This is a genomic window from Micromonospora sp. PTRAS2 (assembly GCF_054052245.1).
Map to the genome: position 1 here is coordinate 81,362 of NZ_JBSWBU010000017.1, position 11,570 is coordinate 92,931.

At 72.5% G+C, this 11,570-nt stretch carries 14 protein-coding genes; 11 read left to right on the top strand and 3 right to left on the bottom strand.

The features are described from left to right. Nucleotides 1–56: 56 nt before the first annotated feature. From ACVMYR_RS30430 to ACVMYR_RS30465, 8 genes are all read left to right on the top strand, one after another. Nucleotides 57–428, top strand: a complete 372-nt coding sequence (locus tag ACVMYR_RS30430; RefSeq protein ID WP_043966195.1) for an SCP2 sterol-binding domain-containing protein — start codon at nt 57–59, stop codon at nt 426–428. After that, a complete protein-coding gene (locus tag ACVMYR_RS30435) occupies nt 428–2,488 on the top strand; it encodes an amylo-alpha-1,6-glucosidase (protein WP_431896301.1) in 2,061 nt (686 codons plus the stop codon). The genes ACVMYR_RS30430 and ACVMYR_RS30435 overlap by 1 nt, the downstream gene beginning before the upstream one ends. Nucleotides 2,489–2,575: 87 nt before the next feature. Next, entirely contained in the window at nt 2,576–3,325 is a 750-nt protein-coding gene (locus tag ACVMYR_RS30440) for a lysophospholipid acyltransferase family protein (protein ID WP_353900807.1), read from the top strand. Between the two features lie 57 nt (nt 3,326–3,382). Beyond that, nucleotides 3,383–4,525, top strand: coding sequence for a hypothetical protein (locus ACVMYR_RS30445; protein WP_457123424.1), 1,143 nt, complete (start codon nt 3,383–3,385; stop codon nt 4,523–4,525). A 47-nt stretch (nt 4,526–4,572) separates the two neighbouring features. Continuing rightward, nucleotides 4,573–5,040: a GNAT family N-acetyltransferase gene (locus ACVMYR_RS30450; protein WP_457123425.1), complete on the top strand. Its 468-nt coding sequence runs from the start codon at nt 4,573–4,575 to the stop codon at nt 5,038–5,040. Between the two features lie 151 nt (nt 5,041–5,191). Further along, the gene (locus tag ACVMYR_RS30455) at nt 5,192–5,944 is read left to right on the top strand and encodes a dihydrofolate reductase family protein (protein WP_457123426.1); all 753 of its coding nucleotides are present in this window, start codon (nt 5,192–5,194) and stop codon (nt 5,942–5,944) included. Between the two features lie 217 nt (nt 5,945–6,161). Beyond that, nucleotides 6,162–6,662, top strand: a complete 501-nt coding sequence (locus tag ACVMYR_RS30460) for a hypothetical protein (protein WP_431896306.1) — start codon at nt 6,162–6,164, stop codon at nt 6,660–6,662. 23 nt (nt 6,663–6,685) lie between these two features. Next, nucleotides 6,686–7,264 (top strand): hypothetical protein, encoded by a 579-nt coding sequence (locus ACVMYR_RS30465; protein WP_457123427.1) that lies wholly within the window; start codon nt 6,686–6,688, stop codon nt 7,262–7,264. A 109-nt stretch (nt 7,265–7,373) separates the two neighbouring features. Here ACVMYR_RS30465 and ACVMYR_RS30470 read toward each other — a convergent pair whose 3' ends face one another. Then, nucleotides 7,374–7,868, bottom strand: coding sequence for a hypothetical protein (locus ACVMYR_RS30470; RefSeq protein ID WP_457123428.1), 495 nt, complete (start codon nt 7,866–7,868; stop codon nt 7,374–7,376). A 97-nt stretch (nt 7,869–7,965) separates the two neighbouring features. Between ACVMYR_RS30470 and ACVMYR_RS30475 the strand changes: the two genes are divergently transcribed. Continuing rightward, nucleotides 7,966–9,390 carry a glycoside hydrolase family 30 protein gene (locus ACVMYR_RS30475; protein ID WP_457123429.1) on the top strand — a complete coding sequence of 475 codons (1,425 nt, stop codon included), beginning with the start codon at nt 7,966–7,968 and terminating at the stop codon, nt 9,388–9,390. Between the two features lie 68 nt (nt 9,391–9,458). Here the strand turns inward: ACVMYR_RS30475 and ACVMYR_RS30480 are convergent, their stop codons facing one another. Both ACVMYR_RS30480 and ACVMYR_RS30485 read right to left on the bottom strand, forming a co-directional pair. Then, nucleotides 9,459–9,656 (bottom strand): DUF397 domain-containing protein, encoded by a 198-nt coding sequence (locus ACVMYR_RS30480; RefSeq protein WP_431896312.1) that lies wholly within the window; start codon nt 9,654–9,656, stop codon nt 9,459–9,461. Then, on the bottom strand, nt 9,653–10,537 hold the full coding sequence (locus ACVMYR_RS30485) for a helix-turn-helix domain-containing protein (protein ID WP_431896314.1): 885 nt from the start codon (nt 10,535–10,537) through the stop codon (nt 9,653–9,655). Before ACVMYR_RS30485 ends, ACVMYR_RS30480 begins: the two co-directional genes overlap by 4 nt. Nucleotides 10,538–10,844: 307 nt before the next feature. Here ACVMYR_RS30485 and ACVMYR_RS30490 point away from each other — a divergent pair, with 307 nt between their 5' ends. Both ACVMYR_RS30490 and ACVMYR_RS30495 read left to right on the top strand, forming a co-directional pair. Then, nucleotides 10,845–11,147: a hypothetical protein gene (locus ACVMYR_RS30490; protein WP_431896316.1), complete on the top strand. Its 303-nt coding sequence runs from the start codon at nt 10,845–10,847 to the stop codon at nt 11,145–11,147. Between the two features lie 80 nt (nt 11,148–11,227). Beyond that, nucleotides 11,228–11,570, top strand: a 343-nt coding sequence (locus tag ACVMYR_RS30495) for a hypothetical protein (protein ID WP_457123431.1), incomplete at its 3' end; no start/stop codon positions are given.

Below are 11,570 nucleotides of genomic sequence, written 5' to 3' on the forward strand. Positions count from 1 at the left end.
ACGGGGACCCTTTCCCGACGTCGAACGCCGCGGGTCGACGGGAGGGGAGGGGCCCGATGCCGGACGCGACCACCAGATTCTTCGAGGACCTGGACCGGCGGGGGTACGAACCGCTGCTGGTCAAGACAACCGGAACCATCCGCTTCGACCTGCACGAGGGACCGCAGACCACCCACTGGCTGGTCGCGATCGACCGGGGCCGGATCAGCGTCAGCCAGGAGGACCGGGAGGCGGACACGGTCGTCAACACCAGCCCCGTCCTCTTCGAGGACCTCGCCGCCGGCCGGGAGGACGGCATCGCCGCGATCCTGCGCGGGGACATGACGGTCAGCGGCGACGCCCGGCTGGTGGTGCAGGTGGAGCGGCTCTTCCCCGGCCCGCCGACCAGCAGGGGCCCGCAGCGGCTGTTCCAGAGGGAGGCGTGCTGATGACTGAGGGCAACACGATCCGGATCCTCGACGGCAGCACCTTCGTCGTCTCCGAGGACACCGGCGACATCGAAGCGACGCCGAGCGAGCCCACCGGGATGTTCTCCCTCGACACCCGGTTCCTGTCCCGCTGGGTGCTGACCGTCAACGGCGAGCGGCTCAACGCCCTGTCCTACGACGACCTCCAGTACTACGAGGCGCGGTTCTTCCTGGTGCCGGGGATGGCCACCCACTACATCGACGCGAAGCTGTCGATCATCCGCGAGCGGATGGTCGGCGGCAGCTTCCGGGAGCAGGTCACCATCCTCAACCACGACGAGAAGCCCGTCGACCTCCAGGTCCGGATGGACGCCGGCTCCGACTTCGCCGACCTGTTCCAGGTCAAGGACGAGATCGTCAACAAGAAGGGCGAGCTGTACGCCGAGGCCGAGGCCGACCGGCTGCGCCTGGGCTACCGCCGGGGCAACTTCCGGCGGGAGACGGTCATCTCCTGCTCGCGGACGGCCGCGTACGACCGTAACGGCTTCTCGTTCAGCGTCCACCTCGAACCGAACGAGCAGTGGAGCACCGACATCGACGTGCAGACCTTCGCCCTCGGGCCGGGCGGGCGGGACCTGCGGATGGGCGTGCGGGCGCACGGCAACGAGCGGCTGGCCCTGCAGCAGGACCTCCAGGAGTGGATCGCCGCCGCGCCGAAGGTCAACAGCGAGTGCGAGCACCTGGCCCGCACGTACCAGCGGAGCCTCGTCGACCTCGCCGCGCTGCGCTTCTCGCCCCTGTCGCTCGGCGGCAGCACCCTGCCCGCCGCCGGTCTGCCCTGGTTCATGACGATGTTCGGCCGGGACAGCATCCTGACCTGCCTCCAGGTGCTGCCGTTCGCCCCGGGGCTGTCCAAGACGACGCTGCGCATCCTCGCCTCGTTGCAGGGCACCCGGTTCGACGACTTCCGCGACGAGGACCCCGGGCGCATCCTGCACGAGATGCGGTACGGCGAGACGGCCGCGTTCGAGGAGCAGCCCCACTCGCCGTACTACGGCTCGGTCGACGCGACGCCGCTGTTCGTGGTGCTGCTCGACGAGTACGAGCGGTGGAGCGGCGACGAGTCGCTGGTGCGGGAGCTGGAGCAGGAGTGCCGGGCCGCGCTGAAATGGATCGACGACTACGCCGACCTGGTCGGCAACGGCTACATCTGGTACGAGCGGCGCAACACCGACACCGGCCTGGAGAACCAGTGCTGGAAGGACTCCTGGGACTCGATCTCGTACCGCGACGGCACCCTGCTGCCGTTCCCCCGCGCCACCTGCGAGGTGCAGGGGTACGCGTACGACGCGAAGATGCGGGCCGCCCGGATGGCGCGCGAGTTCTGGGGCGACCCCGCGTACGCCGACCGGCTGGAGCGGGAGGCCGCGCAGCTCAAGGAGCGGTTCAACCGGGACTGGTGGGTCGACGACGGCCAGTTCTACGCGCTCGCCCTCGACCCCGACGGCCGCCGGGCCGACGTGCTCAGCTCCAACATCGGCCACCTGCTGTGGAGCGGCATCGTCGACCACGAGCGGGCCGAACGGATCGCCGAGCACCTGGTCGGGCCGAGGCTGTTCTCCGGCTGGGGGGTGCGGACGCTCGCCGAGGGGGAGGTCCGCTACAACCCCATCGGCTACCACAACGGCACGATCTGGCCGTTCGACAACTCGTTCATCGCGTGGGGGCTGCGCCGGTACGGCTTCGCCGAGGAGGCCGCCGTCATCGCCAACGGGATCCTCGACGCGGCCCGCTACTTCGACGGGCGGCTGCCGGAGGCGTTCGGCGGCTACCAGCGGGAGCTGACCAAGTTCCCGGTGGAGTATCCGACCGCGTGCAGCCCGCAGGCCTGGTCGACGGGCGCGCCGATGCTGCTGCTGCGCACCATGCTCGGCATCGAACCGCACGAGGGGCACCTGTCGGTGGAGCCGCGCCTGCCCATCGGCATGGGCCGGATCGAGGTGCTGGACATCCCGGGCCGGTGGGGCAAGGTCGACGCGTTCGCCCGGGGCCGGCTGGACCTGCACAACCTGGCCGACTGACGGGTCGCCCCGGGGGGCGGCGGCACGCCGTGGGAGGGTACGTCCGGCCCTGGCGTGCCCCCACCCCCAGCAGGGTAAAGTCGCCGGATGCCGGAACTCGTGTATCCGCCCGTGATCGCCGCCGCCAAGACGATGTTCCGGGTCCTCGACCTGCGCCTGACCGTGGAGGGCAGCCACCACGTGCCGCGCACCGGCGGCGCGGTGCTGGCTAGCAACCACGTGAGCTACCTGGACTTCATCTTCTGCGGCTACGGCGCGCACGCGTCCGGCCGGCTGGTGCGGTTCATGGCCAAGCACGAGGTGTTCGCGCACAAGGTCTCCGGCCCGCTGATGCGTGGCATGAAGCACATCCCGGTGAACCGGCGGGCCGGCGCCGGCTCCTACAGCACGGCCGTGGACGCGCTGCGCCGCGGCGAGGTGGTGGGCGTCTTCCCCGAGGCCACCATCAGCCGCTCGTTCACCGTGAAGGACCTCAAGAACGGGGCGGCCCGGATGGCGCAGGAGGCCGCCGTGCCGCTGCTGCCGGTCGCGCTGTGGGGCACCCAGCGGCTCTGGACGAAGGGCCGCCCGAGGACGCTGACCCGCCGGCACACCCCGATCACCATCCTGGTCGGCGAGCCGATCGACCCGGCCGACCACGCCGACGCGAACGCGCTGAGCGCCGAGCTGAAGACCCGGCTGACCGCCCTCGTCGACCGGGCCCAGCGGGCGTACCCGGACACCCCGGCCGGGCCGGACGACAGCTGGTGGCAGCCGGCCCACCTCGGCGGCACCGCGCCGACGCCGGAGGAGGCCCTCGCGCTCGACCGGGGCGGCCGGCGCACCCCCGCCGCCTGACCGGGGCCGCCCGGCGGGGCCGGTCGTGGGATGCGCGGCTGTTCTAGCCTCGCGATCATGTGGAACCTCAAGGGCGGCCGGGGCCGGTCCGTCGACCTGGTGGCGCAGGCCCGCGCGGACGCGGAACGGCGGCACGCCGCCCCGCGACCGGACGCCGCCCCGCAGGCCCAGGAAGGTGCCGAGGCGCCCGCCCGGCCCGCCCGCGCCGGGCTTTCGCTCGGCGCGCTGCTCGCGTTCGGCCTGGTCACCTTCGTCGTGGCGCAGGCCGCGCTCGGCTACGTGGGCCGGGACCGGATCCAGGGGTACGCCTGCGCGGCCACCGGCTGCACCGGCCCCGGCATGGCCGCGGCGGGCTGGCTGCTGATCACCGTGCCGTTCCTGTACGTGGTGGCCGCCGTCGCGCTCTGGTCCCGCCTGCCCGGGTGGGCCCGCCCGGTGCTGATCCTGCTGGCCGCGCCCCTGGTGGTGGGCGGCTTCCTCTTCGTGCCCGGCGGGCGCAACGACCTCGACGACCTCGTCGACGGCCCGGCCCGGTACGCGACGGCCACCGGCGTCACCTGGGCCGGGGCGGGCGTCGCCCTGGCCGTGCTCACCCTCCTCGTCGTCGCGGTGCTCGCCGAGAACAGGAAGGTGGCCCTGCCGCCGGTCTGGGCGTCGCTCGTCGCGGCCGGGGCGTGCCTGGCCATGCTGGGCGTGGCCCTGGCCCGGGTCGAGCCCGTCCCGGTCACCGCCGAGCTGGCGTTCCCCGAGCGCACGTTCACCGCCGCGGGGGACACGCTCACCCGCACCTCGACCGACGACCGGCGGGGCTGCGCCGGGGTGCTGGCCGGCGACGGGCGGCTGGACGGCTGCGTGCGTACCGTGCGGGGAAGCTGGACCACCGACGACAGCGACGCCGTCGTGCGCCTCGCGGCGGTGTTGTTCCCGACCGAGGCCGTGGCCCGCGCGCGGCGGGGCCCGCTGCGCTCCGGCACCGCGCAGGCCGGGCTCGACTCCGAGACGGTCGACGTGGTGTCGACGTCGGGCAGTTGGGTGCTGTTCGTCAGCGTCGGCCACGCCGACGGGCGGGCGATCGCCCGCAGCGACCGGGGCCACCTGATGTGGGCGGCCAGCCAGGTCGTCTACCGGTTCATCGGCTACCAGGTCGGGCTGCTGGTGGCGCCCACGCCGAAGGACGACATCGGCCCCCGCACGCCCTGACCCCAATTCGGTGGGGCGGCGGCGGGGTGGCCGGCTAGGGTGCCCCGATGCCCACACCACGCCTGGAGACGATCACTCCGGTCAACCTCGACGCCGCCTGCGAGCTGCGGATCCGCCCCGACCAGGAACACCTGGTCGAGCCGGTCGCCCGGTCGCTGGCCGAGGCGTACGTCTGGCCGGGCATCGCCTGGCCCCGGCTCGTCTACGACGGCGACGACCTCGTCGGCTTCCTGATGGGCTTCTTCCGCATCCCGTGGAGCGAGGACACCCCGACCGACCTGCGTTCCGGGCTGTGGCGGCTGAACATCGCCGCCGACCGGCAGGGGCGCGGCTACGGGCGTTTCGCCGTGCGGGCCGTGGCCGAGGAGGCGCGGCGGCGCGGCGAGCGGAGCATCTTCACCACCTGGGAGCCGGGGCAGGACGGGCCGGAGGGGTTCTACCTGCGGCTCGGGTTCCGCCCGACGGGGGAGCGCAGCGGCGGCCAGACCGTCGGCGAGCTTCCCCTGGTGGTGTGACGGTCGTCACGCTGCCCTTCTGTCGGTGTTCCCCGGCCGGCTCCGACCGTTGCCTGAGGGATGCCGGAAGCGGTGTCCGCAGGGACGCCCGAACCGGTGTCCGCAGGGGTGCCGGAACCGGTGCCCGCCCGACGGAGAGGAACACCGCGAGATGACGAAGGTGACCGCCCAGCTGTCCGTGTCCCTGGACGGCTGCTACGCCGGCCCCCGGCACACCGGCGACGGCGACTGGATGGACTCGGCCGAGAGCGCCGCCTTCTTCCGGGTCACCCGCTGGGTGACCAACGCGATGTCGTGGCGCGAACGCCAGGGCTTCGCCGGCGGCGAGCAGGACGCCAACTCCGACATCGTCGCCGAGTCCTTCGGCGCGGCCGGCGCGTACGTGATGGGGCGGCGGATGGCCGACGGCGGCGAGATCCCGTGGGGCGACGAGCCGCCGTTCCGCGCGCCCGTCTTCGTCGTCACCCACCGCCCCCGCGAGACCCTGGTGCGCGGCGGCGGCACCAGCTTCACGTACGTCACCGACGGCGTGGCCAGCGCCGTCGCGCAGGCCCGCGCGGCGGCCGGCGGCCGGGACGTCGCCGTGGCCGGCGGCGGCAGCCTCGTCCGGCAGGTGCTCAGGGCCGGCCTGCTCGACGAGCTGGAACTGCACATCGTGCCGGTCGTGCTCGGCGGCGGGCTGCGGCTGTTCGACGCCGGCCCGGGCTTGGGCCCCGACGCTGGCCCCGGCTTGGGCCCCGACGCCGGCCTCGGCCTGGGGGAGAAGGAGGCCATCGAGCTGACGCCGACCCGGGTCGTCACCACGCCGGAGGTCACCCACATCCGGTACGCGGTGCGCGGTCGCGCCCCTCTCGTGCTCGACGACCGGGGCAGCGGCGGCGGCCCGACGAGGACCGCCGAGTAGGGCGGCTGCTGGCGGGATGGCCCGGATCCCGCCGGCTGGCCCCGTCACCTGCCGAGAGCGGGCGCGGTTCCACAACGGAGTCGTTCCTTGACAGAACGTAGCACTGTGGACGGACAGGCCCCACCGCCCGCGTGATCCCGGTGGGCGCCTCCTGTCTGGAACGGACACTCCGGAGCCCCTGTTGAATGCTTCTGACGTCCTGGCGACTGTGGCGATAGTGGCCTCGCTGCTGTCAGCGGTGTACAGCTATCGGCTGTCCCGGCAGTCCCATCACGTGGCCACCTACCATGGCGTCATTGGTCTCCTCAGAGAACTGGACAAGACCTTCATCGAGCATCCCGAAATCCGGCCCTACTTCTATGGGGGAAAGCCTCTGGCTGCTGACGATCCGCAGCTCCCCAGGGTTCAGGCGGTGGCCGAGCTGGTGCTCGACTCGTTCGAGTGGATCTGGTACAAGCGCAAGAGCTTCGATGCGGAGAACGGCGGGGGCTGGAAGGCGTACATGGTGGACACCTTTTCCTCCAGCCCGGCGCTGCAGACGCACTACGCGAAATCGGCGTCCTGGTACCCGGGGATCACGCGCCTGATCGCCGACTGTTCGATCGCTCTGGGCCGCGATGTGGCTGGCGCGGGCGGTGCGGGGGTAGTCGACCGCCTCGGGCGGGGCGACCCGGCTGGTGACCGCGAAGGGCGGCCCGGCGAGGGCGGCGGCGACTGACGGACCGGGTCTAGGCTCGTGGCGTGTCGGGGCGGCGGGACGTGATCGATCTGGACGAGGGCGGCCGCGAGCCGGCGGAGGCGGCCAGCGTCGTTCCCGACGGCCACCCGAGCGGGCGGCGGAGGAAGGCGCAGCTCGTCGCCGCCCTCCTGGCCGGCATGGTGCTGGGCGGTGTCGGAGTCGACGAGCTGCGGGACGCGCGGGACGAGCGGCAGCGCAACGCGTCGGTCTCACTCGTGGCGTTCCCCGCCTCGGGCGGTGGCGGCGGTTCGGACGTCGCGGGCGTCCTGCAGATGGACGCGCTCCTGGCAGTGGTCAACGCCGGCCCCGCGCCGATCACGCTTCGTGCGGTGACCGGGCGGGGGCCGGGCGTGGTGCTCCGCGACACCGGCCAGTCGCGGCTGGTGCGGCCGGGCGGCGTCGGGTGGATCGACGTCAAGCTCCGCCTCGAATGTGCGACCGCCTTCGGGAGCGAGCCGCTGCCGGTGCGATTGTCGGTCGAGACCGCCGACCGGCGGACCAGGGAGGTCACCTACCCCGTCGCGGTGCGGGACAGCGTCTGGCATCGGGGGGCGGAAGTGCCCTGCGAACACCTCCGTTGACCGGCCACCGCCGGCATTTCTTGGACCTTGGGCATCTGTTGTTCGTGGCGTTGTTCGTGGCGTACGTCAAGTGTCCAAGATCCGTGCGGGTGAGGTGCGGGGTGGGTGGTCAGACCGGGAAGTAGACGTCTACTGCGGCGAATCCGCCGGCCACGTCGCACGTCTCGCCGAACCCGAACGTGCGGGTGGTGCCGGCGGAGGCGGTGCGCGTCTCGTCGAAATAGCAGCTGAGGTCGCCGTTGTAGCCGATGAACTCCACCGTCCGTGAGGCGCTGACCGCCTTCACGTAGCCGCTGATGTCCAGGCTGCGGTTGTAGAAGGTGACGGTGCCTTCGGTGATCGACGCGCCGTAGGTGATGCGGAAGGGTTGGGTGGACGAGGCGGCAACCATGATCGTCGCCACGTGGACGCGGGCCGGCGTGGTGCCCCGTGCCTGCGCTGCGGCCCGCGCTGACGCTGCGGTCTGAGTCGGTATGGCGGTCTGAGTCGGCGTGGCGGCTTGGGCCGGCGTGGCCGTGGCGGTGGCGAGGACGGCCATGGCGGTGGCGAGGGCGGCCGTGGCCCGCGCGAGCCGGCCGATCTTCCTGTGCGTGGTCGTTGGCATTTCCTGCTCCCGTCTCGGAAGAATCGTTGCCCGACGATGAGCGTCAATGTCTGTAGTATGCCCGGAGTGTCTCCCGCGCGACGTCAAGGAGAACTTCGTGTTTCGATCCCGCAATGTCGCCAGCGCTGTCGCCACCGCCGTCGCAGCCATCACCGTCCTGGCCGGCACACCCGCCCACGCCGGCACCCCGCCGGGTCCACAATTGAGCCTCGACCTCGACCGGGCCGAGATCCACCAGAGCATCGACGGCTTCGGCTACTCGATCGCGTTCCAACGCGCCACGCTGGTCCACGACCTGTCCGAGGCGAAGCGCGCGGAGGTGCTCGACCTGCTCCTCGACCGGCGCAAGGGCGCCGCGCCGACGATCCTGCGGCTCGGCATCGGCTCGTCGACCACCGACGTGTACGACAACATGCTGTCCATCCAGCCGACCGACCCGGGCGGCCCGGCGGCCACCCCGAACTACCGGTGGGACGGCTGGGACGGCGGTCAGGTCTGGTACGCCAAGGAGGCGCGTAAGCGCGGGATCAACCGGTTCTACGCCGACGCGTGGAGCGCGCCGGGTTACATGAAGGACAACGGCACCGACGCCAACGGCGGCAGCCTCTGCGGCCTGTCGGGCGTCACCTGCGCCGGCGGCGACTGGCGGGAGGCGTACGCGCGCTACCTCGTGCAGTACGCCAAGTTCTACCGGCAGGAGGGCATCCGGATTGACGAGATCGGGTTCACCAACGAACCCGACTGGACGGCCCCGTACGCCTCGATGCGCTTCACCCCGGCGCAGGCCGCCGAGTTCGTGAAGGTCCTCGGCCCCGTCGCCGAGCAGGCCGGGGTGGGGTTGGTGTGCTGCGACTCGTTCGGCTGGCAGCAGTCGGACGCGTACGCGCAGGCGATCGAGGCGGACCCGGAGGCCCGCCGCCACCTGGACCTGTTCACCGGGCACGGCTACGCCAGCCCCTCGGACCGCCCGCTGCCGACCACGGCTCCGACCTGGATGACGGAGTGGGCCCCGTCGAGCACCGCCGACGGCTGGAACGAGGCGTGGGACAGCGGCAAGGGCACCGACGGCATCGCCGTGGCCCAGCGCATCCACGACACCCTCGCGAAGGCCGACGCCAGCGCCTTCGTCTACTGGCTCGGGTCCTCCCGGGGCGCGACGGCGGCCCTCGTGCAGGTCGACAACGCCACGGACAGCTACCGGGTGTCCTCCCGGCTGTACGCCTTCGCCGCGTACAGCAGGTTCATTCGACCCGGGGCGGTGCGGATCGGTGTCGACGGCGCGCCGGCGGGCCTGGCGGTGTCGGCCTACCGCAACGCCGACGGCACCGAGGTGGTGCAGGTCATCAACACCTCGACCGAGGCGGTGCGGACCACCGTCGACCTGCGGCGGCCGACCGCCTACCTCACGGACTCGACGCACAGGCTGGAGCAGGTCGACGGGCTCGTCTCGGGGCGCGGCGCGCACCCGACGGTCGAGCTGCCGCCGCGCTCGCTGACCACCCTGGTCGGCGGCCGGGGCTGATTCGTTCGGTCCCTACCCCGCGTGGCTTCGGGGCCGCCCGCCGGCACGGTGGGCGGCCCCGGTCGCGGTCAGCGCGGCGTGTGCCGCACCCGGCCCAGGAAGGTGGTCCAGGCCGTCGGGGCGAACAGGAGCGCCGGCCCGGCCGGGTCCTTGCTGTCGCGTACGCCCACGACGCCCGGCAGGTTGGCGGCCACCTCGACGCAGTTGCCGCCGCTCCCGCCGCTGCGGGTGCTTTTGCGCCAGACGGCACCGGCAAGGTCAGTCATGCGCGCTCCTCGATGATCATGTTGATCATTTTCTCTGATTCTGCCTCATCGGAGGCGAGCGTTTCCAGGTCGGACCAGACGTGCTCGTAGGCGGCGACCTCGGCCGGCCGGTCGAGATAGAGCGCGCCGGTGATGTTCTCCAGGTAGACGGTCGTCGGCTCGGTCGCGGCCCGACCGAACGCCTGCGGGAAGTCCAGCATCACGAAGGTGCCCGTCTCGCTGGCCAGCGGCGGGCCGGCGGCCAGCGGGAGGATGCGCAGGCTCACGTTGGGCAGCGCGGCCATGTCGAGCAGGTGGCGCAGTTGCCCGGCCATCGCCCGCCGGTCGGGGATGGTGCGGCGCAGCACGGCCTCGCTCAGCACCGCCTTCAGCGTGGGCGCGCTGGGCAGCCGCCGGGTCAGCACGTGCTGGCGGTGCATCCGCACCTCGACGAGCTTCTCCCGCTCGGCCTCGGTCATCGTGGGATTCTTGCGGCGGAAGAGTTCGGCGGCGTATTCGCGGGTCTGGAACAGCCCCGGGATCAGTTCGGCGTCGTAATGGCGCATGAGGGCGGCGGTCGATTCCAGCCCGACGTAGAGGGAGAACCAGGGCGGGACGATTTCGCCGTACGAGTGCCACCAGCCCTTGGCGCGGGTCTCCTTCGCCAGGCCGGTGACGATCGCCTTCATGTCCTCCGGCGCGCGGTAGATCTCGCACATGGCGCGGGCGTCCACCACCCGCACCGGCACCAGGCCCCTCTCGATGCGCCACACCTTCTGCCGCGAGCAGTCCAGCCCCTCGGCGGCGGCGTCCAGCGAGACCGAGGCGTCCTCGCGAAGCTGCGTGAGCAGCCTGCCGAGCTGCCGCCGGGGGACCGTCGACCCGCTTGTTTCATCCGTCATGCAACATCACCATGCCCCTCGTGCAACATTCCCCGCCCATTCCCGCGCATTTCTTTCCTCCATTCCTCGGGGGGTGATTCGAATTGAGGCTAGAGGGGGCGGGTTGTGTTGCGCAAGGTGGTGGGCGGGTTGCATTCTGTTGAATGTCGGCAGGGTGGTGCGGGGTGCCAGAAATGGTGTCGGCAATATCCTGTTGCCCCCCTGCCGGCCCGCTGTCCCGCTCGTTGCGAGTCACGCGCGGGCGGGGCGGCGCAATTCTTCGGCGGCGCTGTTCTTCGGCGGCGCCATCCCTCGGGAAGGACGCCCGATGCGCGTGACGTACGAGGAGTACGTGGTCGCCGTCGCCCTGACGCTCGCCCGCCGGCACCGGCCGGTCTGGAGCTGGAAGCGCTGGAGCAGGGTGTGCCGTTGCGGCGCGGAGCTGCCCTGCCGGGCCCGGCACCGCATCCCGATCCGCCGCGCGCACTGGCCGGGGGAGGACGACGCCCGGCCCGGGTCGGGGGAGGCCAGTCGGCCTGGGCCGGGGGAGGTCGATCGGCTCGGGGCGGGGCAGGGCGGCTGGCGGCGGCCCGGGGCGGGGCGGCGGCGCGGGCCGGGGGAGGGGCCGTGACCGGCGGCCGTCCGGTGGGGCGGTCTGGCGTGGCGGCCACGGGCGCGCCGGTGCGGGTTGCGCCGGTGCGGGATGCGCCGCTGCCGAAGGCGGGCGACCTGGTGCAGGTGACCCGGGCGGCCAGCGTGCAGTTCGTCGAGCCGATCAGGTGCCGGGTCGTCCGGGTGCTCGACTGGATCACCTACGACGGGTGGGTGTGGCTCGACGTCTACCAACTCGACGGCAAGGGTGACGCCGTCGCCCGCCGGTCGATCTTCGTACGGCCGGCCGGGCTGCGCGTGCTGCGGCCCGCCCCTGCGCCCCGCCCCGACCCCGGTCGACGCGCGACTGGCAGCGGTGCGGCATCCAGGCGAGTTGTTCCGAACCCCGGCCAGCACCGCCACCCCCATCAGCCCGCTCGCCAGCGCCAGCCCGACCAGCACC